General features: G+C 69.4%; 22 protein-coding genes. 8 read left to right on the forward strand and 14 right to left on the reverse strand.

Annotated features, from left to right (window positions below; all coding sequences use genetic code 11):
- Positions 1–9: 9 nt before the first annotated feature.
- Positions 10–606 carry a TetR/AcrR family transcriptional regulator gene (locus tag BJY17_RS08195; protein ID WP_179550927.1) on the reverse strand — a complete coding sequence of 199 codons (597 nt, stop codon included), beginning with the start codon at positions 604–606 and terminating at the stop codon, positions 10–12.
- A 105-nt stretch (positions 607–711) separates the two neighbouring features.
- Between BJY17_RS08195 and BJY17_RS08200 the strand changes: the two genes are divergently transcribed.
- On the forward strand, positions 712–1,128 hold the full coding sequence (locus tag BJY17_RS08200) for a VOC family protein (RefSeq protein ID WP_179550928.1): 417 nt from the start codon (positions 712–714) through the stop codon (positions 1,126–1,128).
- 13 nt (positions 1,129–1,141) lie between these two features.
- Here BJY17_RS08200 and BJY17_RS08205 read toward each other — a convergent pair whose 3' ends face one another.
- The 6 genes from BJY17_RS08205 to BJY17_RS08230 form a co-directional block, all read right to left on the reverse strand.
- Positions 1,142–1,978 carry an SURF1 family cytochrome oxidase biogenesis protein gene (locus BJY17_RS08205; RefSeq protein ID WP_179550929.1) on the reverse strand — a complete coding sequence of 279 codons (837 nt, stop codon included), beginning with the start codon at positions 1,976–1,978 and terminating at the stop codon, positions 1,142–1,144.
- Between the two features lie 202 nt (positions 1,979–2,180).
- The gene (locus BJY17_RS08210) at positions 2,181–3,530 is read right to left on the reverse strand and encodes a hypothetical protein (protein WP_179550930.1); all 1,350 of its coding nucleotides are present in this window, start codon (positions 3,528–3,530) and stop codon (positions 2,181–2,183) included.
- A gap of 133 nt (positions 3,531–3,663) precedes the next feature.
- Positions 3,664–5,376, reverse strand: coding sequence for a glycerol-3-phosphate dehydrogenase/oxidase (locus BJY17_RS08215; RefSeq protein WP_407647803.1), 1,713 nt, complete (start codon positions 5,374–5,376; stop codon positions 3,664–3,666).
- A gap of 148 nt (positions 5,377–5,524) precedes the next feature.
- Positions 5,525–6,649 carry a GuaB3 family IMP dehydrogenase-related protein gene (locus BJY17_RS08220; RefSeq protein WP_322789780.1) on the reverse strand — a complete coding sequence of 375 codons (1,125 nt, stop codon included), beginning with the start codon at positions 6,647–6,649 and terminating at the stop codon, positions 5,525–5,527.
- Positions 6,650–6,793: 144 nt separating this feature from the next.
- Positions 6,794–7,282, reverse strand: coding sequence for a DUF6463 family protein (locus tag BJY17_RS08225; RefSeq protein ID WP_246303927.1), 489 nt, complete (start codon positions 7,280–7,282; stop codon positions 6,794–6,796).
- Positions 7,283–7,369: 87 nt separating this feature from the next.
- A complete protein-coding gene (locus BJY17_RS08230) occupies positions 7,370–9,070 on the reverse strand; it encodes an ABC-F family ATP-binding cassette domain-containing protein (protein ID WP_179550934.1) in 1,701 nt (566 codons plus the stop codon).
- 127 nt (positions 9,071–9,197) lie between these two features.
- On the opposite strand from BJY17_RS08230, the gene BJY17_RS08235 reads away from it, so the two are divergent.
- Both BJY17_RS08235 and BJY17_RS08240 read left to right on the forward strand, forming a co-directional pair.
- Positions 9,198–10,349, forward strand: a complete 1,152-nt coding sequence (locus BJY17_RS08235) for a MalY/PatB family protein (protein WP_179550935.1) — start codon at positions 9,198–9,200, stop codon at positions 10,347–10,349.
- 55 nt (positions 10,350–10,404) lie between these two features.
- Complete coding sequence (locus tag BJY17_RS08240; protein ID WP_179550936.1) at positions 10,405–10,887, forward strand: GNAT family N-acetyltransferase; 483 nt, start codon at positions 10,405–10,407, stop codon at positions 10,885–10,887.
- Here the strand turns inward: BJY17_RS08240 and guaB are convergent.
- On the reverse strand, positions 10,884–12,386 hold the full coding sequence (guaB, locus tag BJY17_RS08245; RefSeq protein WP_179550937.1) for an IMP dehydrogenase: 1,503 nt from the start codon (positions 12,384–12,386) through the stop codon (positions 10,884–10,886). The two genes, BJY17_RS08240 and guaB, sit on opposite strands and share 4 nt — an antisense overlap.
- A 401-nt stretch (positions 12,387–12,787) precedes the next feature.
- Between guaB and BJY17_RS08250 the strand changes: the two genes are divergently transcribed.
- Genes BJY17_RS08250 through BJY17_RS08265 form a run of 4 tightly spaced genes read left to right on the forward strand, consistent with a single transcriptional unit; the run spans position 12,788 to position 16,593 of the window.
- Complete coding sequence (locus tag BJY17_RS08250; protein ID WP_322789781.1) at positions 12,788–13,939, forward strand: branched-chain amino acid ABC transporter permease; 1,152 nt, start codon at positions 12,788–12,790, stop codon at positions 13,937–13,939.
- Positions 13,940–13,954: 15 nt separating this feature from the next.
- Complete coding sequence (locus BJY17_RS08255) at positions 13,955–14,935, forward strand: branched-chain amino acid ABC transporter permease (RefSeq protein ID WP_179552781.1); 981 nt, start codon at positions 13,955–13,957, stop codon at positions 14,933–14,935.
- On the forward strand, positions 14,925–15,839 hold the full coding sequence (locus BJY17_RS08260; RefSeq protein WP_179550939.1) for an ABC transporter ATP-binding protein: 915 nt from the start codon (positions 14,925–14,927) through the stop codon (positions 15,837–15,839). The genes BJY17_RS08255 and BJY17_RS08260 overlap by 11 nt, the downstream gene beginning before the upstream one ends.
- Entirely contained in the window at positions 15,826–16,593 is a 768-nt protein-coding gene (locus tag BJY17_RS08265; protein WP_179550940.1) for an ABC transporter ATP-binding protein, read from the forward strand. Before BJY17_RS08260 ends, BJY17_RS08265 begins: the two co-directional genes overlap by 14 nt.
- Positions 16,594–16,644: 51 nt before the next feature.
- On the opposite strand, the gene BJY17_RS08270 is transcribed toward BJY17_RS08265, so the two are convergent.
- The 4 genes from BJY17_RS08270 to groES all read right to left on the reverse strand — a co-directional run bounded on the left by BJY17_RS08270 (position 16,645) and on the right by groES (position 20,206).
- On the reverse strand, positions 16,645–17,085 hold the full coding sequence (locus BJY17_RS08270; RefSeq protein ID WP_179550941.1) for an HIT family protein: 441 nt from the start codon (positions 17,083–17,085) through the stop codon (positions 16,645–16,647).
- 109 nt (positions 17,086–17,194) lie between these two features.
- Positions 17,195–18,490, reverse strand: a complete 1,296-nt coding sequence (locus tag BJY17_RS08275; protein ID WP_179550942.1) for an ABC transporter substrate-binding protein — start codon at positions 18,488–18,490, stop codon at positions 17,195–17,197.
- A 265-nt stretch (positions 18,491–18,755) separates the two neighbouring features.
- Positions 18,756–19,712 carry an EamA family transporter RarD gene (gene rarD, locus BJY17_RS08280; RefSeq protein WP_322789782.1) on the reverse strand — a complete coding sequence of 319 codons (957 nt, stop codon included), beginning with the start codon at positions 19,710–19,712 and terminating at the stop codon, positions 18,756–18,758.
- A 197-nt stretch (positions 19,713–19,909) separates the two neighbouring features.
- Entirely contained in the window at positions 19,910–20,206 is a 297-nt protein-coding gene (groES, locus tag BJY17_RS08285) for a co-chaperone GroES (protein WP_022889766.1), read from the reverse strand.
- A gap of 203 nt (positions 20,207–20,409) precedes the next feature.
- Here groES and BJY17_RS08290 point away from each other — a divergent pair, with 203 nt between their 5' ends.
- Positions 20,410–21,597, forward strand: a complete 1,188-nt coding sequence (locus BJY17_RS08290; protein WP_179550943.1) for a class I SAM-dependent methyltransferase — start codon at positions 20,410–20,412, stop codon at positions 21,595–21,597.
- Positions 21,598–21,610: 13 nt separating this feature from the next.
- On the opposite strand, the gene BJY17_RS08295 is transcribed toward BJY17_RS08290, so the two are convergent.
- Positions 21,611–22,081 carry a DUF4190 domain-containing protein gene (locus BJY17_RS08295; RefSeq protein WP_179550944.1) on the reverse strand — a complete coding sequence of 157 codons (471 nt, stop codon included), beginning with the start codon at positions 22,079–22,081 and terminating at the stop codon, positions 21,611–21,613.
- A 145-nt stretch (positions 22,082–22,226) separates the two neighbouring features.
- Positions 22,227–22,967 (reverse strand): DUF4190 domain-containing protein, encoded by a 741-nt coding sequence (locus tag BJY17_RS08300; RefSeq protein ID WP_179550945.1) that lies wholly within the window; start codon positions 22,965–22,967, stop codon positions 22,227–22,229.
- Positions 22,968–22,991: the final 24 nt, after the last annotated feature.

Genomic DNA, 22,991 nt, shown 5'->3' on the forward strand with positions numbered 1-22,991 from the left:
GACACCAGTCTACGCGGCGTCGAGCGGGGCGAGTCCCGTGAGCATGCGGGCCAGTGTTTCCACAGCTGCGTCGATCTCACCCGGCGCGTCCGCGGCCGCGGCGTTGGCCACTGCGACCTCGTTGAGGGCGCCCGAGATCATCGTCGCAACCGTGCGCAGCCGATGCGACGCGATGACTCCGGCCGCGGCCAGTTCCGCGACGCCCTCGTCGAGGAGGCCGGCACTCGTGTCGAGATCGCCGCTACGCCAGTCGTCCCACCCGAGGACTGCTGGGCCGTCGACGAGGAGGATCCGGCGCACGCCGGGCGAAAGGCTCGCCTCGAGGAACGCGCGACAGCCGTCGAGGAACCCGGCGAGCGGATCGCTGGCGCCGGCAGCGGCGACCTCGACAGCGCGCGCCACTCGGGCCTGCGCCGCTTCGAGCACGGCGCGGAACAGCGCCTGCTTGCTGCCGAAGTGGTGGTACAGCGCCCCGCGGGTGAGCCCTGCCTCTGCGACGAGGTCTTCGAGGGCGACGCCGGCGTAGCCCCGCTCGGCGAACGCCTGCGTGGCGAGCTCCAGGATGACCGCGCGCGTTCGCTCCCGTTGTTCCGCCTTCGTAGCCATGAGTTGCTCCACCTCCGACGATGCCGCGCTGACCATTGACATACACACTGTACGTTTTTGACAATACATACACACTGTATGTTTCTTTGCCCGAGGAGGGTCACCATGAATCTCTATCCCGTGCTCGGCACCACCGACGTCCAAGCGAGTGCCGGCTTCTACCGCGAGCACTTCGGCTTCGATGTGACGTTCGACACCGACTGGTACGTCAGCCTGCGGCATCCGCTGCCCCCACACGCCGAGATCGCACTGCTCGATGCCGCCCACCAGAGCATTCCCGCCGACTTCCGCGTGCCGGCCGCGGGCGTGATCGTGAACATCGAGGTCGACGATGTCGACGTGCTCGCCTCCGCACTGGAGGCCGCCGGTGTGCCGATCGCGCAGGAGCTGCGCAGCGAGGGATTCGGGCAACGTCACGTGATCGTGCGCGACCCGGGCGGCGTGCTCGTCGATGTGATCACGCCGATTCCGCCATCGGACGAGTACGCGGCGTCATTCGCCGCCGACGGCGCGGCAGGCTGAACGAGGGCGAGCGTCAGTCGCCGCCCGGCGATCCGCCGGCGACGACCCGAGCAGCGGATGCCTCGGCCTCCTCCTGCTCTTCGCGCTCGCGTTCGACGGCGTCGCGCACGAGCCGGTACCAGAGGTAGATCGCGAACCCGGCGAAGACCGCCCACTCGATCGCGTAGAACACGTTGAGCCAGTCGAGCTGGGTCTCCTGCTCGGGCGGCGGCGAGACGATCGCATCGAGGCCGGCCGGCGCCTCCGCGGCGGTGACGTAGCCGAAATAGACGGGCCGGTCGTCGTAGCCGGCCCAGATGTTGATGAGCTGCGCCACGGCGACGGTCTGCATCGCGAACGGGTCGCCCTCCTGGTCGGGGGCGATCGGCGCCTCGCTCGGCAGGAAGCGGCCCACGAACGTGATCGGTTCGCTCGGGTCGATCGACCGCTCGAACGCGTCGGCGGCCTCGCGCGCCGTCTGCTCGTCGGCGGCCCAGCCGAGCGCGACGGGGAGCCCTGCGGGGGTGCCGTCGGTCACTTCGAGGTGCACGACAGGCCAGAACCCGGCGACGCCCTCGTTCAGCCGGCCCTCGACGATGGCCGTGTCACCGGGCACGACGGTGCCGGTGACCTCGACGAGCTGGGCGGTGGCCGCCTGCGTGGTCGGCCCGTCGGGCTCGGCGATGCCCGCGAACGGCCGCACCACTTCGGTCGGGCGTTCGACGACGACCGAGGATTCGACGGCACGCTCGAGCTGCCACTGGCCGAGCAGGGCGAACGCCGCGGCGATGCCGAGTGCGAGGAGCAGCGCGAGCACCCACCTGGGGCGCAGCATCATCCGCCACATGGCGCTTCGGGTGTGGGTGGGCACGGTTCACCAGCCTACCCGTGCGAACCTCAGGAGGAGATCGGAGGGCACGGAGGCCACCGATGCCCGATCGCTCCTTCCGATCGTGCGAGTTCCTCCCGACGCGGGTGCCGTCCACCCGCCGCGGTCAGCCGCGACCGCGGCAGATGCATGAAGGGGCTCCGCGCAGTACGCGCGGAGCCCCTTCACGTCGGATTCGCGAGTGTCAGCGACCACCGAGCAGTGCGCGACGGCGCACGAGCCGGAACGCGATCAGGCCGAACCCGGCTGCGAGGAGTGCAGCGGCCCCGCTGATCGCCCCAGCGGACTCGAAGCCCGACTCGGCGAGCGCGGGCTCCGCCGGCGCGGCGGGATCGACCGGTGCGACTGCCACGGGCACGAAGTTGTAGCGCACACCGTCGAACGCCAGCGTGGCGACGACCGTCGGTGTCGTCGCCTGTGCGAGCACACCGAACCCGAGCACGTTCACGGCGCCGTTCGCCTCGATGGCCTCGATGAGGTCGCCGAGCAGCACGGGCGTGTTCGCAGCGATCGCCGCGGTCGTGGCGGTCGCCGGGATGTCCCTGCTCGAGACCCATTCGTCGCCGAGGGCGAACGTCGTGGTGCCGGGTCCTGCGCCGAACGCCGGTCGCAGCGTCGTGAACGTCGCGGCCTCGCCGAAGGTGATGGGCACCTGGAAGAACGCCTCGCCGCTGACGACCTCGACGTCGGCCGAGGTGATCAGCTGTGCGAGATCGGCGTCGGCGAGCGGCGTCGCGAGTCCGTTGATGATCTGCGAGTTGGCGCCGTTCCCGAAGCTGAGCCCGGTCGCGATGATCTCGAACGCGGGCGTGGCGTTCGCGTAGCCCTCGTGCCAGCCGGTGTAGCTCGACTCGTCGGGCCGGATCTCGGCTGCGGTCACATCGACCGTCGAGGTGACCGGGATCGCCGTGACGGCACGCGTGAACAGGTAGGTGTCGTCACCCCAGCTGATCGACTCGACTCCGCCGGGATCGCTGCTCTCGGCCAGGACGCCGAATCCGGAATACCGCAGGTTGCCGTCGGCCTCGAGGCTCGCCAGCAGCGCCGACAGCTCGACCGGTGCGTCGGCCGTGACATCGCCGATCGTGCGGCTCGATGTCCAGAGGTCGGTGAGTTCCGCACTGTGCGGGCCGGTGGCGAAGGGCGTCACCGGGCGGAGCGTTCCCCACCCTGCGTCGGTGGTGACGGCGACCTGGGAGAAGACGACGCCGCGGGTCACCCCGATCTCGGAGCCGTCGATGAGGGCGCCGAGATCGGCCGCGGTGGTGGGCAGGCCCGGCTCGCCGCTGTCCACGAGTCCGTTCAGGATCTGCGAGTTCGCGCCGTCGCCGAAGAAGAGACCGTTCCAGTGCAGGGAGAACGCGGGGGTCGGGTTGGCGTAGCCCTCGTGCCAGCCGAGGTAGCTCGATTCGTCTGGAGCGATGCTCGTCACATACGTCGTCGCGGCGGATGCCGGCGCTGCGGCGACGAGCGCGGCTCCGGTGAAGACGAGGGCGAGAGCCGTGGCTCCCGCGATGCTGCTGGCTGGACGCATGTGGAGACACTCCTCGAAGCACATCGGACAACGCCCTGCACTGGGCGCATTGGGCAGGACTCTACTCCGGAAACGGAGCGACCGCTCCTATTCGTTACGGAAATGTGTTCACGGTCGCGAGACGACGCCGCGTTCAGTCCACCTTCACGATGTCGGGCGCTTCGAGCCGCACCCGGTCGGCCGACTCGTCGTCGGGCTGCTCCTGCGATGCCCGTTCGGCCGCGACCCGCTCGAGGTAGCGCTCGACCTCGAGGGTCTGGCGCGCCGTGTTCCAGCCGAGCACCCCGCCCATGAGCTTCGCGGCGACGGGGGCGGCTGAGACGCCGCGATCCCACGCCTCGATCGAGATGCGCGTGCGGCGGGCGAGCACGTCGTCGAGGTGCAGGGCGCCCTCGTGCGTGGCCGCGTAGACGACCTCGGCTCCGAGGTAGTCGTCGGCCCCGGGCAGCGGCTCGCCGAGGGACGGATCCTCGCGGATCAGGTCGAGCAGCTCGTCGGTCATCGTGCCGTACCGGTTCAGCAGGTGCTCGATGCGCACCTCGTGCACGCCGAACGCGCGCGCGATCTTGCCGCGCTTGTTCCACGCCGCCTGGTAGCCCTCGGCTCCGAGCAACGGGATGTCCTGCGTCGTCGACTTCGGCACCTTGCCGTCGAGGGCGTCGACCGCCGCATCGATCGCATCCTTCGCCATGACCCGGTAGGTCGTCCACTTGCCGCCCGCGATCACCACGAGGCCCGGCACGGTGTGGGCGACGAGGTGCTCGCGCGAGAGCTTCGAGGTCTGGTCGCTCTCCCCGGCGAGCAGGGGCCGGAGACCGGCGTACACGCCCTCGACGTCTTCTCGGGTGAGCGGGATGCCGAGCACGGCGTTGACGTGCTCGAGCAGGTAGTCGATGTCGGCGGCGGTCGCCGCCGGGTGGGCCTTGTCGAGGTTCCAGTCGGTGTCGGTCGTGCCGATCAGCCAATGACGGCCCCACGGAATCACGAACAGCACGCTCTTCTCGGTGCGGAAGATCATGCCCATCGCCGACTGGATGCGGTCGCGGGGCACGACGAGGTGCACGCCCTTCGATGCGCGCACCTTGAACGTGCCGCGTTCGCCGACCATGCGCTGGGTGTCGTCGGTCCAGACGCCCGTGGCGTTCACGACCTGCTTCGCACGGATCTCGAAGTGCTCGTCGGTCTCGAGGTCGTGCGCCCTCACGCCGACGACTCGCTCGCCGACCTTGATGAAGCCCTCGACCTTGACCCGGCTCGCGACGTGCGCGCCGTAGAACGACGCGGTGCGGGCGAGCGAGGCCACGTAGCGGGCGTCGTCGACCTGGGCGTCGTAGTAGGTGAGGCCGCCGACGAGGGCGTCCTTCGAGAGTGACGGGATGGCGCGCATCACCTGCCGCTTCGAGAGGTGGCGGTGGTGGGGCACCCCGGGCGGCCGCAGACCGGTGTAGCTGAAGATGTCGTAGAGCAACATGCCGGCGCCCACGTAGCACCGTTCGATGATGCGGGTCTTCAGCGGGTAGAGGAAGCGCACGGGCTTCACGAGGTGCGGCGCGATGCGCTGCAGCAGCAGTCCGCGCTCGATGAGCGCCTCGCGCACGAGCCTGAAGTCGAGCTGTTCGAGGTAGCGGATGCCGCCGTGCACGAGCTTCGACGAACGACTCGAGGTGCCCGACGCCCAGTCGCGGGCCTCGAGGAGCCCCGTCGAGAGGCCTCGCGTGACCGCGTCGAGCGCGGATCCGGTGCCGACGATGCCGCCGCCGACCACGAGGATGTCGAGCTCTTTCTCCTTGAGGCGCGCGATCGCGGCCTTCCGTTCCTCAGGTCCGAGCTTGGTCGAACGTGTCACCGGCTTGAGCCTCGCCGACTTCTGAGTCGCCATCGTGCCACCCCATCCCCGCGGCCTCACGGCGAGCCGCGCGATCCGGTTCCACGCTACCCGAAGCGACGCCGGTTGAGGAGGGCGCGCGGCGACCGTCTCGAAACCGGCGCGAGCCTCAGGAGGACTGGTAGGGCGCGACGACGACGTCGACGCGCTGGAACTCCTTGAGGTCGGAGTAGCCGGTGGTCGCCATCGAGCGCTTCAGTGCGCCGACGAGGTTCGTGACGCCGTCGGCCGACGGCGCGGGGCCGTAGAACACCTCTTCGAGCGGAGCGACCTGGCCGACGTGCACGCGCTGGCCGCGCGGCAGCTTCGGGTGGTGCGCTTCGGCGCCCCAGTGGTAGCCGCCGCCCGGGGCATCCGTCGCCCGCGCGAGTGCCGCGCCGAGCATGACCGCGTCGGCGCCGCACGCGATCGCCTTGACGATGTCTCCCGACTTGCCGACGCCGCCGTCGGCGATGACGTGCACGTAGCGGCCGCCCGACTCGTCGAGGTAGTCGCGGCGCGCGCCGGCGACGTCTGCGACGGCGGTGGCCATGGGGGCGTGGATGCCGAGGGTCGCCCGCGTCGTCGACGCCGCTCCCCCGCCGAATCCGACGAGCACGCCGGCCGCGCCGGTGCGCATGAGGTGCAGTGCCGCGGTGTAGGTCGCCGCCCCGCCGACGATCACGGGCACGTCGAGCTCGTAGATGAACTTCTTGAGGTTCAGGGGCTCCTGGTTCTTCGAGACGTGCTCGGCCGACACCGTGGTGCCCCGGATCACGAACAGGTCGACGCCGGCGGCGACGACCGTCTCGTAGAGCTCCTGCGTGCGCTGGGGCGAGAGCGCGCCGGCGACGGTGACGCCGGCCGCGCGGATCTCGGCGAGGCGCGCGGTGACGAGCTCGGGCTTGATCGGCTCGGAGTAGAGCTGCTGCATGCGCGCCGTGGCGTTCTCGGGCGTGAGATTGCGGATCTCGGCGAGCACGGGCTCGGGGTCTTCGTACCGGGTCCAGAGGCCCTCGAGGTCGAGCACGCCGAGGCCGCCGAGCTGGCCCATCATGATCGCCGTCTGCGGCGAGACGACGGAGTCCATGGGGGCGGCGAGGAACGGGATGTCGAACTGGTACGCGTCGATCGTCCACCCGACCGAGACGTCTTCGGGGTCGCGGGTGCGCCGGCTGGGCACGATCGCGATGTCATCGAATGCATAGACGCGCTGGCCCCGCTTGGAGCGGCCGATCTCGATCTCCTGGGTCACCACTCAACCCTACCCGGCCGATACCGCGTCGGATGAGAGGAGCAGGCGTCCACCGGAACTCGCACTCACTGCCATGACCGTTGCGATCGTCGACGCGGGTGGTCGAGCCGACGCCCTCGGAGCCGACGACGGACTGGACCGAACTCATGCCCTGCCCTGTCCCGATCGTGATGAGTGCTCGAGCCCGGCGCCCTCCGACTCCGACGGGTCCACTGCTTCGAACGGACGTTCGCCCCTGCCCAGGTCAGCCGATGCACGCCGACGGCTCTGGCGTGCCGACTGCACGACAGCGATGACCGCAGCCACGAGCACGAGCAGGAAGCCGGACACCGGCGCCGCACTCACCCCGATCAGCGCGATCATCAGCAGCGCGATGCTGACCGACCATGGCAGCCGCCCGGCGTGCTCGAGGGCGGTCATCGCCAGGCCGGCGACCAATCCGAAGAATCCGGTCATCAAGAACCAGAGCGCCACCTCGAGGTCGCTCGTCATCGCTCCGTACCAGCCGCCGGCCAATGCCTCGCCCAGCGCTGGAGCAGATGCAAGCACTCCGACTGCAGTGTGCAGCACCCACACGATGATGAGCACCGGTCCGGCAATCGCCGTTCGCCTGTTGCTTCTCTGTCTCGTCATGCCGATCAGTCTGGGTGTCGGCACCCCCTCCGCGCCTCACCCCATCGGGTGACCCGACTCCGCGCGTCCACGACTCCAGGCGCGAAGCTAGCGGGCGCGCACCACACGGGACTCGTCCCACACCGGGGCATCCGATTCGTAGACCTCGCCGTCACTGCCGAAGACGAGGAACCGGTCGAAGCCGCGCGTGAACCAGCGGTCGTGGGTGACCGCGAGCACCGTGCCGTCGAAACGCGACAGGCCCTCTTCGAGCGCCTCGGCCGAGACGAGGTCGAGGTTGTCGGTCGGCTCGTCGAGCAGCAGCAGCGTCGCGCCCGAGAGCTCGAGCAGCAGGATCTGCAGTCTCGCCTGCTGACCGCCCGAGAGCGAGTCGAAGGTCTGCTGCGCCGCCGCCGCGAGTCCGTAGCGGTCGAGGGCCGAGCTCGCGGCCTCGCGCGCCATGCCGTCGCGGTTCGCGTCGCCGCGGTGCAGGATGTCGAGCAGGGTGCGGCCGCGGTACTCGGGGTGCTCGTGGTTCTGCGCGAACCAGCCGGGCACGACCCGTGCGCCGAGCACGGCACGGCCGGTGTGCGGCACGCGGGCGAGCGACTCCCCAACGGTCGTGATGTGGCCGAGGGTGCGATCGGGCTCGGTGCCGCCGCCCGCGAGCAGGCGCAGGAAGTGCGACTTGCCCGAGCCGTTCGAGCCGAGCACCGCGACCCGGTCGCCGTACCAGACCTCGAGGTCGAAGGGCTTCATGAGCCCCGTGAGCTCGAGCGCTTCGCCGACGACGGCGCGCTTGCCCGTGCGCGACCCGCGCAGGCGCATCGAGACGGCCTGGGCGGGCGGACGTTCCTCGGGCGGCCCGGCCTCCTCGAACTTGCGCAGGCGCGTCATGGCGGCCTGGTAGCGCGACGCCATGCCGTCGTTGTAGGTCGCCTTGACCTTGAGGTTGGCCACGAGCGTCTTCAGCGCGACGTGCTGCTCGTCCCAGCGGCGGCGCAGCTCGTCGAGGCGCTCGAAGCGCTCGTCGCGCGCCTGGTGGTACCCCTCGAAGCTGCCGCCGTGCACCCACGCCGTGTTGCCGGCAGCACCGACCTCCAGCGTCACGATGCGATCGGCGGCGCGGGCCAGCAGTTCGCGGTCGTGCGAGACGAGCAGCACCGTCTTGGGGGTCGCCCGCAGCTGCCCCTCGAGCCACCGCTTGCCCGGCACGTCGAGCGAGTTGTCGGGCTCGTCGAGCAGCAGCACCTGCTCGGGGCCGCGGAAGAGCGCTTCGAGCGCGAGCCGCTTCTGCTCGCCGCCCGAGAGCGTCGAGAGCTCGCGCCACTTCGCGCGCTCGAACGGGATGCCGAGCGCTGCGGTCGTGCAGTGGTCCCATACGACCTCCTGGTCGTAGCCGCCCGCCTCCGCGTACTCGGCGAGCGCGGTGGCGTACCGCATCTGCGCCGCGGTGTCGTCGTGTTCGATGAGGGCGGTCTCGGATGCCTCGAGCTCGATCGCCGCCGCACGGATGCGGGTCGGCGCGACCGAGACGAGCAGGCCCTGCACCGTGGCATCCGTGCCCTCGATCGTCGCGCCGGTGCCGACGAACTGGTCCATCACGCCGAGCCCGCCGTCGACCTGCACGCTGCCCTCGTCGGGTCGCAGCTCGCCGCGGACGATGCGCAGCAGCGTCGACTTGCCCGCGCCGTTGGCGCCGATGAGTGCGGTGGTCGCGCCGTCCGTCACGCGGAACGCGAGGTCGGCCAGCAGCGGCCGGCCGTCGGCGAGCGAGAAGGAGACGCCGTTGACGTCGATGAAGCCCATGGGAGATCCGTTCGGTCCGCGGCCGGGCCATCTCGCCCGGTTCCGCACCGCCCGATGGGCAGCCGACCAGACTAGCGCGCCTCGATTGCCTCTGCCACCCGCAACCGTTCTGCGGCAAGCTGGATTCATGCAACGCACCGCAGCAGAGCCCCTCGACGTCCTCCGCACGCGAACGAGCGCGAAGTGGCGGCTGTACCCCGCCGACGTGCTGCCGCTGCCCGTCGCCGAGATGGACTACCCGCTCGCCGAGCCCATCAAGGCGGCGCTGCACGCGGCCGTCGACCGCTCCGATACGGGCTACTCGGCGGGCAGCCTTCCCGTCGCCGAGGCGTTCCAGGGCTTCGCCGCCATCCGCCTCGGCTGGGACGTCGACCCGACGCGCGTGACGTGCACCGCCGACGTCAGCATGGGCATCGTCGAGATGCTGCGCCAGGTCACCGAGCCGGGCGACGGCGTCATCATCACCCCGCCCATCTACCCGCCCTTCTTCGACCTCGTGACCGAGGCATCGGGCCGGGTCGTCGAGGTGCCGATGCTGGGCGGCATCGACGAGGGCTGGTCGCTCGACCTCGACGGCATCGACGCGGCGTTCGCGGCCGGCGCCCGGGCGATGGTGCTCTGCAACCCGCACAACCCGATCGGCCTGGTTCCTGAGGCCTCGCAGCTCGCCGCCCTCGCCGACATCGCCGCCCGCCACGGCGTCACGATCGTCTCCGACGAGGTGCACGGTCCGCTCGTGCAGCCGGGCGTCGACTACACGCCCTTCCTCACGGTCTCCGACGCCGCTCGCGAGCACGGCGTCGCCGTGACCGCGGCCACGAAGGCGTTCAACATCGCGGGGCTGAAGACGGCGCTCATCGTGACCGCGAGCGATCGCAGCGACCGCGTGCGCAGGGCGCTCCCCTACGAGGTGGAGTGGCGCATGAGCCAGTTCGGGGCGATCGCGACGATCGCGGCGTTCCGGCACGGCGGACCGTGGCTCGACGGCGTGCTCGCGAGCCTCGACGACAACCGCCGCCTGCTCGCCGAACTGCTCGCCGACGAACTGCCGGGAGTGCGCTATCGCATGCCCGACGCGACCTACCTCGCCTGGCTCGACCTCTCGGTGCTCGGCTGGGGCGACGACCCGGCCGCATACGCGCTCGAGCACGCGAAGGTCGCCCTCGGCATCGGTCCGACGTTCGGCGCGGGCGTCGGGCGGGGGCACGCGCGACTGAACTTCGCGTGCACGCCCGAGGTGCTCGCCGAAGCCGTCACGAGGCTCGCCGACGCCCGCTGAGGGCAGGGGCAGGGGCAGGAGCCTCGGCAGGCATCCGAACGAAGGGACTCGAGCCATGACTACCGAACCGAACACGTCGATCGAGATCCGGTTCGCGGTGCCCGACGACGCCCCTACTGCGGCTCGATTGCAGTTCGAGTTCGCGGCCGAGTTCGACTCGCCCACGCCGAGCCGCGAGGTGCTGGCACCGCGCTTCCGCGAGCTCATCGCCGACGCCGCGGCGTTCGTGCTGTTCGCAGGCCCCACACCCGAGCCGCAGGGCTATGCGGTGGTCACGCTGCGCCCCACCGTGTACTGCGATGGCCCGCTCGCGGTGCTCGACGAGCTCTACGTCGCGCCTGGGCTGCGCGGCGCGGGCATCGGCACGGCATTGCTCGAGCACGCGATCGCCGAGGTGCTCCGCCGAGGCGGCGGCGAGATGCACATCAACGTCGACGAGGACGACGTCGATGCCCGGCGGTTCTACGAACGCCACGGGTTCGTGAACGTCGAGCCGGGCACCGACTACCGCATGCTCTGCTACATCCAGGAGCTCTAGCGGGTGTAGTTCGGCGCCTCGACGACGATCTGCACGTCGTGCGGGTGCGATTCCTTCAGCCCGGCCGGCGTGATGCGGACGAACCGGCCCTTGGACTTCAGCTCGGCGATCGTGCGCGCCCCGACGTAGAACATCGACTGGCGAAGGCCGCCGATGAGCTGGTATGCGACGGCCGACAGCGGGCCGCGATAGGGCACCTGACCCTCGATGCCCTCGGGGATCAGCTTGTCGTCCGACGGGACATCCGCCTGGAAGTAGCGGTCCTTCGAGTACGAGGTCTTCTGGCCGCGGGTCTGCAGCGCGCCGAGCGAGCCCATGCCGCGGTAGGCCTTGAACTGCTTGCCGTTCTGGAAGACGAGTTCACCGGGGCTCTCGGCCGTGCCGGCGAGCAGCGAGCCGAGCATGACGGTGTCGGCGCCGGCGACGAGCGCCTTCGCGATGTCGCCCGAGTACTGCAGGCCGCCGTCGGCGATGAGCGGAACACCGGCGGGCTTCGTGGCCTTGGACGCCTCGTACACGGCCGTGATCTGCGGCACGCCGACACCGGCGACGACGCGCGTGGTGCAGATCGAGCCCGGACCGACGCCGACCTTGACGGCGTCGGCACCCGCGTCGACGAGCGCCTGTGCGCCCTCGCGGGTCGCGACGTTGCCGCCGATGACGTCGATGTGGGCGAACGTCGGGTCGGTCTTCAGCCGGCGGATGATGTCGAGCACGCCGGCGGACTCGCCGTTCGCGGTGTCGACGACGAGCACATCGACGCCCGCGTCGCGGAGCGCCTCCGCGCGCTCCCACGCGTCGCCGAAGAAGCCCATCGCGGCGCCGACCCGGAGGCGGCCCTCGCTGTCTTTGGTGGCGTTCGGGTACTGCTCCGACTTGTCGAAGTCCTTGACCGTGATGAGGCCGGTGAGGTGGCCCTCGTCGTCGATGAGGGGCAGCTTCTCGACCTTGTGCTTCGCGAAGATCGCGAGCGCCTCGTCGGGGTTCATGCCGACGCGGCCAGTGATGAGGGGCATCTTCGTCATGACCTCGGCCACCGTCGTGGTCGGCTTCTCGAAGTCGGAGACGAAGCGCATGTCGCGGTTCGAGATGATGCCGACGAGCTTGCCGTCGGTGTCGACGACGGGAAGTCCGCTGACCCGGTACGTCGCGCAGAGCGCGTCGACGTCGGCGACGGATGCCTCGGGCGTCGTGGTCACCGGATTGGAGACCATGCCCGACTCGCTTCGCTTGACGCGGTCGACCATGTCGGCCTGGTCTGCGATCGAGAGGTTGCGGTGCAGGATGCCGATGCCGCCCTGGCGGGCCATCGCCACGGCCATGCGGGCCTCGGTCACGGTGTCCATCGCGGCCGACAGGAGCGGCGTCGCGACGTGGATGCGGCGGGTGAGACGCGAGGTCGTGTCGGCCTCGCTCGGGATCACATCGGTATGGCCAGGCAGCAGGAGGACGTCATCGTAGGTGAGTCCTGTGAGTCCGAACGGGTCGGCCTGGTCCATGTCGCTCCTTGTGTCGAGTTCTGCCCGAATACCGCGGGCCGGTGGTCGGGCCCGCAGTATCAATGTTAAGCGAGTTTGCATCGCGGGCATTCCCGGATAACAATCGAACGCCGTTTGCCTCATGAGCGAAACACATGAGACATAATCGGCACGTACTGTCGACGACGTTGTCGACAGGTAAGGACCGAACCCCGAAGGCCACCAGCCGGAGGGGTGCCCTTGGAGGTGCAGTGAAACCCACACGAACGCTCGCCCATCGGTCTCCAGGGAGGTGGCTCGTTCTCCTCGGAATCCTCGTGTCCGCACTCACTCTGTCCGGCATCGCAGCGTCCCCTGCGATGGCGGAGGATGGGAGTACGGCCCAGGCTTCCGAGGAATTCGAGTACTTCTTCACGGGGAACGTGCAATTCGATCGCGAGCCGCTCGAAGGCGTCAAGATCACGGTCGAAGGTGGCGGCTTCGAAGCCGACGCCGAGACCGATGTCGATGGCAAATGGCGCATCGGCGTGCCCGAGAAGGGAGAGTACGAGGTCACCCTCGATGAAGACACCCTCCCCGAGGGCGTCGTCGTCGCGAAGGGCGAGGCCACCGTCACGGCCGAGTTCGGTCTCACGAAGCTGAAGGCCGTGAACTTCTTCCTCGGCGAGGGCGAACGCACGACGACGAACTTCGGTGCGCAACTGCTCGAGCGAGTCATCAACGGCCTGAACTTCGGCCTGCTCCTCGCGCTCGCGGCCATCGGCCTCTCGCTCATCTTCGGCACGACGGGGCTCTCGAACTTCGCCCACGCCGAGATGGTGACCTTCGGCGCCCTCATGGTGCTGAGCTTCGGCGTCGATCTCGCCTGGCCGATCTGGCTGGCGATCGCGATCGCCATCGTGCTCAGCGCCGGCCTCGGATGGACCCTCGACGCGGTGATCTGGAAACCGCTCCGCAAACGCGGCGTCGGGCTCATCCCGCTCATGATCGTGAGCATCGGACTCTCGCTCGCGATCCGCTACACCTACCAGTTCTTCTACGGCGGAGCGACCCGGCAGCTGCCGGGGGCGACCGCCCCGAAGGAGCTGTCGTTCGGCGGTGTCCAGCTCTCCTGGATCGACGTGGGCAGCATGATCGTGTCGGTCGTGGTCCTCCTCGCCGTCGCGTACTTCCTGGTGAAGACCCGCATCGGCAAGGCCACCCGCGCCGTCGCCGACAACGCGAGCCTCGCCTCGGCGAGCGGCATCGACGTCGACCGGGTCATCCGCATCGTCTGGGTGCTCGGTGCAGCGCTGGCCGGCCTCAGCGGCATCCTCTGGGCCTACTTCCGTCCCGGCGTCAGCTGGGACATGGGCTTCCAGATCCTGCTGCTGATCTTCGCCGCGGTCACCCTCGGCGGTCTCGGCACCGCCTTCGGCGCCCTCGTCGGCTCCCTCATCGTCGGTCTCTTCATCGAGATCTCGACGCTGTGGCTGCCGAGCGACCTGAAGTACGTGGGCGCGCTCGTCGTGCTGATCCTCGTGCTGCTGTTCCGACCGCAGGGCATCCTCGGTCGCCGCGAGAGAATCGGCTAAGGAGGACCGACCATGATCGACTGGATTCAGATCTTCTCCAACGCGGCGCAGGAGCTCATCAGCCCCACGACCGCGGCATACGCGCTGGCGGCCCTCGGCCTCGCGATCCACTTCGGATACACGGGCCTGCTGAACTTCGGGCAGGCGGGCTTCATGGCCCTCGGCGCGTACGGCTACGCCATCTCGGTGCTCTCGTTCGACCTGCCCGTCTGGGCCGCGGTGCTCGTCGGCATCGGCGCGTCCGTCGTGTTCGCGCTGATCCTCGGCATCCCGACCCTGCGGCTCCGCGCCGACTACCTCGCGATCGTCACGATCGCGGCGGCGGAGATCCTGCGGCTCATCTTCACGACGAACACGTTCGAGGCCGTCACGGGCTCGGCGCAGGGCCTGAACGGCTACAAGGGCAGCTTCGCGGCCCTCAACCCGATCCCGAAGGGCACCTACGGCTTCGGCCCGTTCCAGTACAACGAGTACGACTGGTGGCTGCGCATCGTCGGGTGGACCGTCGTGGTGCTCCTGGCACTGCTCACCTGGCTGATCATGCGCAGCCCGTGGGGCCGCGTCATCAAGGGCATCCGTGAGGATGAAGACGCCGTTCGCGCCCTGGGCAAGAACGTCTACTCGTACAAGATGCAGAGCCTCATCCTCGGTGGCGTCTACGGCACCCTCGCCGGCATGATCTTCATCCTGCCCCGAGCGGTCGTTCCCGCGAACTACCAGACCTCGCTCACCTTCTTCGTCTACGCGATCCTGCTCCTCGGCGGGGCCGCCACGATCCTCGGGCCCATCATCGGCTCGATGATCTTCTGGGTGCTGCTCTCCTTCTTCTCGGGCTTCATCTCCCGAGCGGTCGAGGCCGGCTGGCTCCCGTTCATGACGCAGGTGCAGGCCGGACAGCTCCGGTTCATCCTCGTCGGCATCGCGATCATGCTGATCGTGATCTTCAGGCCTCAGGGCATCTTCGGAAACAAGAAGGAGCTGGCCTTTGTCAAGTGATGTCACTCCCACGTCCAAGCCGGTGAAGACCACCGGCCTCCACATCGGCGAGGCGGAACCGGGTTGCCGCAAGGTCGACCCGATCCTCATCGCCGACGGGGTCACCCGCACGTTCGGCGGCCTGAAGGCGGTCGACGTCGACCACGTCGAGATCCCCCGTGGCGCGATCACGGCCCTCATCGGCCCGAACGGCGCCGGCAAGACCACGTTCTTCAACCTGCTGACGGGCTTCGACAAGCCCGACACCGGCAAGTGGGAGTTCGAGGGGCGCTCGCTGGCGCATGTGCCCGCCTACCGGGTCGCCCGCATGGGCCTCATCCGCACCTTCCAGTTGACGAAGGCGCTGGGCCTGCTCAGCGTGCTCGACAACATGAAGCTCGGCGCGAAGGGCCAGAGCGGCGAGAACCTCTTCCGCGCGGTCTTCCCCTTCATCTGGCGCAAGCAGGAGGAGGAGATCGAGGCCAAGGCGGTCGAGCTGCTCACCCGCTTCAAGCTCGATGCCAAGCAGACCGACTACGCGGCGAGCCTCTCGGGCGGGCAGCGCAAGCTCCTCGAGATGGCGCGGGCGCTCATGAGCGATCCGACCCTCGTGATGCTCGACGAGCCGATGGCCGGGGTGAACCCGGCACTGACGCAGTCGCTGCTCGACCACATCCTCGACCTGAAGTCGCAGGGCATGACCGTGCTCTTCGTCGAGCACGACATGCACATGGTGCGCCACATCGCAGACTGGGTGGTCGTCATGGCCGAGGGTCGCATCGTGGCCGAGGGCGATCCTCACACCGTCATGGAGAACCCCGCCGTGATCGACGCCTACCTCGGCGCCCACCACGACACCGATCTGGGTGTCACCGACACCGAGAACATCGAGGCCATCAAGGAGCTCATCGATGACGAACAGTGAATCCGCTGCGAGCGCAGTGATCGAGCCCCTCGGCGCCGAGGTCGTCGCGGTCGACAACGTCACCGCCGGCTACCTGCCCGGAGTGAACATCCTGAACGCGTGCTCGCTCGTGGCACGACAGGGCGAGCTCATCGGCATCATCGGCCCGAACGGCGCCGGCAAGTCGACCCTGCTCAAGTCCATCTTCGGACTCGTGAAGGTGCGCGAAGGCCAGATCCGGCTGAACGGCGAGGAGATCACGAACCTGAAGGCGAACAAGCTCGTCGCCAAGGGCGTGGGATTCGTGCCGCAGACGAACAACGTGTTCCCGTCGCTCACCATCCAGGAGAACCTCGAGATGGGCCTCTTCCAGAAGCCCAAGGGGCTGAAGGAGCGGCTCGAGTTCGTCACCGAGATCTTCCCCGAACTCGGCAAGCGACTCGGCCAGCGTGCCGGCTCGCTGTCGGGCGGTGAACGGCAGATGGTCGCCATGTCTCGCGCGCTCATGATGGGCCCGCACGTGCTGCTGCTCGACGAGCCGAGCGCAGGCCTCTCGCCCGTGCGTCAAGACGAGGCGTTCCTGCGGGTGAAGGAGATCAACCGCGCCGGCGTCACGACCATCATGGTCGAGCAGAACGCCCGCCGCTGCCTGCAGATCTGCGACCGCGGCTACGTGCTCGACCAGGGCCGCGACGCCTACACGGGCACCGGTCGCGACCTGCTGAACGACCCGAAGGTCATCGGTCTCTACCTGGGCACGCTCGGGCAGGACTGAGACAGAGCACGAGATCGAAGAGGGGCGGATGCTGCGGCATCCGCCCCTCTGTCATTCCCGGAGCGGCTCCCGTTCCCGAGTGAACGCCGCTCGGAGCCGTTCAGCCATCGGGTCGAGCCCGAGCGGATCGGCGAGCATCTCGGTCCACGCTGGAACGAGCAGGTCGTCGTGCATCCGCGGGACCAGGTGGAAGTGGACGTGGAAGACCGACTGCCATCCGGCTGCGCCGTTCGCCTGGAACACCGTCATGCCATCGGGGCCCAGTTCGGTCGTGACGACGCCGGCGACGCGTCGAAGCGAACGGCCGAGTGCGGCAGCCGCGGCATCCGACAGGTCCCACAGCCCCGCTGCGTGCTCTCGTGGGATGAGCAGGGTGTGTCCGGGCGCTGCCGGATGGATGCTCAGGAACGCGATCGTCAGCTCGTCCTCGTACACGTGGTGCGCGGGTGCCTCACCCGCGAGGATCGCGCAGAACATGCAGCCGTCGCTCATGGGCCTTGACGGTATCAGGGCCGGTGCGGGCGGCTCGGTGCCATGCATGCGCCTGGCGCACGAAAGCGGGCCCCGGCCGAAGCCGGGACCCGCTCAGTGACGACCCGTACTAGTTGATGCGGGTGTACTTGTTGTCGTCGCCGTACTCGTAGACGCCGATGGTCGCCTCGGTCGGGTCACCGTGCTCGTCGAGCGTGATGGGACCGGAAGCACCGTCGAAGTCGATCTGCTTGCCCTCGGCGAGCAGCGCAGCGCCGTCGGCGAAGGTGGTGACCTTCTCGCCGTCGCCCGAGCCGCCCGAGACCTGACGCAGGTACTTGGCGATGTCGGCACCTTCGGTGCTGTTCGCCGCGTACGCCGCGAGGGCGATGAGGACCGTTGCGTCGTACGACTCGGGGCCGTAGCTGAAGTCGGCGAGGTCCGCGTTGACTGCGAGCAGTCGGTCGCGGAAGTCGTCGTCGAGCTTCGGGCCGGGCAGCGTGCCCTTCGAGCCGGCGATGAGGCCGGGTGCGAAGTCCGCGCTGTAGTCGGACAGGTTGCCGTCGACGAAGTAGAGCTGGTCGCCGGGGTAGCCCGAGCCGACGAGCGCCGGCACGACGACCTTGGCCTCGTCGAACGTGATGACTGCGACGGCGTCGGGGTTCGAGGCCGAGATGGCCGAGAGCTGCGCGTCGAAGTTCGAGTCACCCGTGTTGAAGAGCTCTTCGGCGACGACTTCGCCGCCGGCTGCTTCGAACGCCGCCTTGGTCGCGGCCGCGAGGCCGGTGCCGTAGGGGTCGTTCAGCACGAGCAGGCCGAGCGTCGAGTTGCCGTCGTCGGCGATCTGCGTGCCGAGCACCTCGCCCTGGAGCAGGTCGGAGGGTGCCGTGCGGAAGTACAGACCGGCGTCTTCGTACTCGGTGAAGTCGGGCGAGGTGTTCGCCGGGGAGAACTGCACGACTCCCGCCGAGGTGATCTGGTCGATGACGGTGAACGAGACACCCGATGAAGCAGCACCGACGATCGCCGAGACGTCCTGCGAGAGCAGGTCGGTCACGGAGACGGTCGCGATGTCGGTCGTGGTGTCACCGGAGTCGCGGTAGACGACCTCGAGGCTCATGCCCGCGTCGGCTTCGTTGACCTCTTCTGCACCGAGTGCCACGCCGGCCTCCTCGGGCGGGCCGAGGAACGCGAGCGTACCGCTCTGGGGAAGGATCGTGCCGATCTTGAGGTCCAGGTCACGTTCACCGGCCTCGATGGGCAGGGCGTCGCCGGCGGTGTCTTCACCCGGCTCTTCCGTCTCGGTCGACGGCGTGCCGCCCGACGCGCACGCAGACAGGAGAAGGGTGCTGACGCCGGCAATGGCGAGACCCGTCCAGGCTGCGCGAGCCGAACGCTTGGCCGTGGCCTTCGCGAATACGCTCATGTTGCTCCTTGGGACTGAAGGAATTGGTACACAATGCAGCGCCATGGTGACGCCGTTGTCTGACAGTATTCCGCGCCCATGGCGGAAACAAGACGCTGCGGTCACAACCGTGTAACACCGCGTCAATCGTTACCCCGCCGACACCTCGGCCGCGTTCAACGCACGGAATCTGCGGAAACCCGGGCTTTCACGCGAGGATCGCGCGCAGGCGGCATCCGCTCCCCCTGCTCGGGTTCCGACTCGGTCGCAGCGCCTCGACGAGGGCTCAGGCGGGCTCGGCGATCACCCGGCGCGAGGCGTGCACCCCTCGGATGAGGTCGACGGTCAGCACGATGAGCGCGAGCCACACGAGCCCGAAGCCCACCCAGCGCTCGGGCGGCATCGGCTCCTGCAGGATGAACACGCCGACGAGGAACTGGATGAACGGCGCGAAGTACTGGATGAAGCCCATGAAGATGAGCGGCAGTCGCCGCGACGCGGCCGCGAAGAGCAGGAGCGGCACCGCGGTGACCGCGCCGAGGCCGATCAGCAGCAGCGTGTGCCACACGCTCACCGTGCCGATGGTCAGGCCGGTCGTCATGGCGACGAAGACGAGTTGCACGACGGCGAGCGGCGCGAGCCACACCGTCTCGAGCGTCAGGCCCGAGACGGCGTCGACCTTCGGGCCGACGCGCTTCTTGATGAGGCCGTAGAACCCGAACGAGAACGCCAGCACGAGCGCGATCCACGGCAGCTGACCGTAGCCGAGGGCGAGCACGATCACCGCGACGATCGAGATCCCGACCGCGGTCCACTGGGTCGGATTCAGCCGCTCGCGCTGCACGAACACGCCGAGGAACACGGTGACGATCGGGTTGATGAAGTAGCCGAGCGCCGCTTCGACGACCTGGTTCGTGGTCGCCGCGAACACGTAGGTCTGCCAGTTGATGAAGATGAGCACCCCCGCGAGGCCCATCGTGAGCACGATGCGCCGGTCGCGGAAGAGCAGGGCGAGCGCACGCCATGCGCGCGTGACGAGGATCAGCAGGCCGCAGAAGACGAGCGAGAAGAGCACCCGCCACGCGACGATCTCGACCGGACCGGAGGGCGCCAGCGCGATGAAGTAGATCGGCAGGAATCCCCAGAGCCCGTAGGCGGCGATCGCGTAGAGGAGGCCGGAACGGCTCACGCCGGCCGACGCGCCGGCCGAAGCGGGAACCTGGGTCTCGGAGCGGGATGACACCAGCACAGACTACGCCCGAGGACGGGCGTCGATCGGCGCCCCGTCGGCCGTTCCGCGACGAGATCCGGCCATGACGGCGCGACGGCGCCGTCGGTACGACTCCGGGCGGCGGATGCCGCGGCATCCGCTGCCCGGAAACACGACGAGGCCCGGACGCCCCACTGGGCGTCCGGGCCTCGGATCGATGCGGTCGCGCCTTAGCGGACGACGACTGCGAGCACGTCGCGAGCCGAGAGGACGAGGAAGTCCTCGCCGCCGAACTTGACCTCGGTGCCGCCGTACTTCGAGTAGATCACCTTGTCGCCGACTGCGACGTCGAGCGGGACGCGGTTGCCGTTGTCATCGATGCGGCCGGGGCCCACTGCCACGACCTCGCCCTCCTGGGGCTTCTCCTTGGCAGTGTCGGGGATGACCAGACCGGATGCGGTGGTCTGCTCGGCCTCGACCTGCTTGATGACGATGCGATCCTCGAGCGGCTTGATGGAAACCGACACGGTTGACCCCTTCTCTCTGTGAAGAAAACTGTCTTGACGAAGACTTGGTTAGCAGCCTCAGAGCGAGAGTGCTAAGGCGAGTCTAGGCGCGATTTGGCACTCGTGCAACGTGAGTGCCAGCCCGTTCAGCCACTGGCGAAACGGGGCGATCCGCATCGCGACGCGCGCGGGGCGCTCGGGCCGCGCGGTGCTAGCGTTGCCGAGTGGATCGCTCCGAACTCGTCGAACTGCTCTCCCCCGAGGGTCTCACGCTGCTCGACGGGCTGCCCGACTGGGACTCGAAGGCCGACATCGTCAAGACCGTCGCCGATCTGCGGAAGCAAGGTCACCCGCCGACGCTCGTCGCGGCCGTGCTCAGCCAGGCGAAGCTCCGTGCGAAGGCCGAGGCCAAGTTCGGCCCGTTCGCCTCGCGCATGCTCTTCACCGAGGCGGGCCTCGAGCAGGCCACGCGCCTGAAGGTCGCCGCCCTCCATGCCGGCCGGTTCTCGCGCGCCGGCGTGCGCCATGTCGCCGACCTCGGTTGCGGCATCGGCGGCGACGCCCTCGCCATGGCCGCGATCGACCTCGAGGTCACCGCCGCCGAGGCCGACGAGGTGACGGCCGCCGTCGCCGCGTACAACCTCACGCCGTTCCCCCGGGTCCGAGTGCTGCACGAGCAGGCCGAGCACGTCGCCCTGGGCGGCATCGATGGCGCCTGGCTCGACCCCGCGCGCCGCACGACTGCGGGCGGCACGACGACGAGGATCGCGGATGCCTCGGCCTACTCCCCCTCGCTCGACTTCGCCTTCGGGCTCGGCGAGCGCATGCCCGTCGGCGTGAAGCTCGGCCCCGGCACCGATCGCGACGTGATTCCGGCGGGTGCCGAGGCGCAGTGGGTCTCGGTCGACGGCGACCTCGTCGAGCTCGGCGTCTGGTTCGGGGCGGTCGCACGCCCGGGCATCCGCCGGGCAGCGCTCGTGATCCGCGGTGACGCCGCCCAGGAGCTCACCGCCGACGCCGACAGTGAGGACGCACCCGTCGGCCCGCTCGGGGAGTACGTGTACGAACCCGACGGCGCCGTGATCCGCGCGCGACTGATCGGCGACCTCGCTCGGGCGAACGGCGCATGGATGCTCAGCTCGGGCATCGCGTACCTCACCTCCGACACGGCGTTCGATTCGCCGTTCGCGCGCGGCTTCCGCGTGCTCGAGCGCCTGCCCGCCGACGAACGTCAGCTGCGGCAGGCCCTGGCCGCCCGCGGCGTCGGCACGCTCGAGATCAAGAAGCGCGGCGTCGACGTCGACCCGGCGCAGCTGCGCACGCGACTGAAGCTGAAGGGCGCGGCATCCGCGACGATCGTGTTGACGCGGGAGTCGGGCCGGCACGTCGCCCTGCTCGTCGAACGCCTCTGACGCGCAGGCCCGATCAGCTCGGAAGCGCGCCGAAGACGATCGCGTAGTACCCGATCCAGACGGCCGAGAACACGAGCCCGGCGAGCCCCGTGCCGATGCCGACGAAGGCCAGCGTTCGGCCGTGCTCCTCGCGGCGCAGACCGAGCACCCCGAAGACGATCGCCGCGATCGAGAGCGGCAGCATCCAGCCGACGAAGAGCGATGCCGCGGCGCCGATCGTGCCCACCACGGCGGCGACCCAGCTGTACACCCGCCGCTGCGTCTCCTCTTCGGCCTCTTCGACCGCGTCGAAGCCCGGGCGGTGCACGATGAGGAGCTGCCCGGTCGAGATCGACTGCAACTGGCCGGTGTCGAACGGCACCTCGAACTCGCGCACTGCGGGTTCCGCGCGGAACGTCGGTTCGGCCGGCTGGAACGGAGCGAGCGGGTCGGGCGGCAACGCGGGCTGAGCGAGTGGCGGCGCCGGTGCGTCGGGCAGCGACACGTCGGGCAGAGGCGCGTTCGGCGGCGACGCGGCCGACGAAGACGTGTCCGGCTGTGGCGAAGCGTCGGGTTCGCCGGACCCCGGAACGCGGTCAGGGGCTTCGCCGTCGGGCGAAGCCCCATCACGCGCGGTCATCGGGTATCCCTCAGTAGTAGTAGTCGAACGAGTTGAAGGTCGCCAGCGCGATCACCCATCCCACGATCATGAGCAACCCGAAGACGATGCCGACGAAACCGAGGATGATGCCGGTGAGCCACATGCCCTTCGCCGCCGGCTCCTTCTTCTTGCCGAGGAAGCCGAGCACGACGGCAGCGGCGGGGATGAAGAGCTGCATGATGCCGCCGACAACCGGAATCCAGAACACTCCGAGCGCACCGACGACACCCACGATGCCCGCGATGAGCGAGATCAGGCTGAGCACCGGAGTCGGCTTCGCCGGCGTCGCGGGAGCGTACACGCCGCCGTAGGCGGGCTGCGCCGGAGCGCCGTACCCCGCCGCGGGGGCGCCGTACCCGGGTGCCGGAGCGCCGGCAGCAGGCTCGGCGGGAGCACCGTAGGCACCCGGTGCCGGCGGTGCCGGCGGCGTCGGTGCACCGTAGGTCGGAGCAGCGGTCGGCGGCACCGGCGCGCCGTAGCTCGGAGCAGCGGGCGGGGCCGGCGGTGCAGGCGGAGCCGGCGGCTCGGGCGCGGCCGGCGGCTCGGGCGCCGACGGAACCTCGGGCACGTCGGGAGTCGACGCAGCGGGCGCCGCCTCGACCGGAGCGACCGGCTCGGGTGCGCTCGGCACCGCGGGTTCGGCCGGGGTCGGCGCCTCGGGTTCGGGCACGCTCGGGGTCACCGGCTCCGCCGGCTCATCGGGAACGTCGGGGTTCTTCGGATCACTCATGGCATTCCGCCCTTCTTCGTGGTC

This window comes from Agromyces hippuratus (assembly GCF_013410355.1).
GTDB classification, from domain to species: Bacteria; Actinomycetota; Actinomycetes; order Actinomycetales; family Microbacteriaceae; genus Agromyces; species Agromyces hippuratus.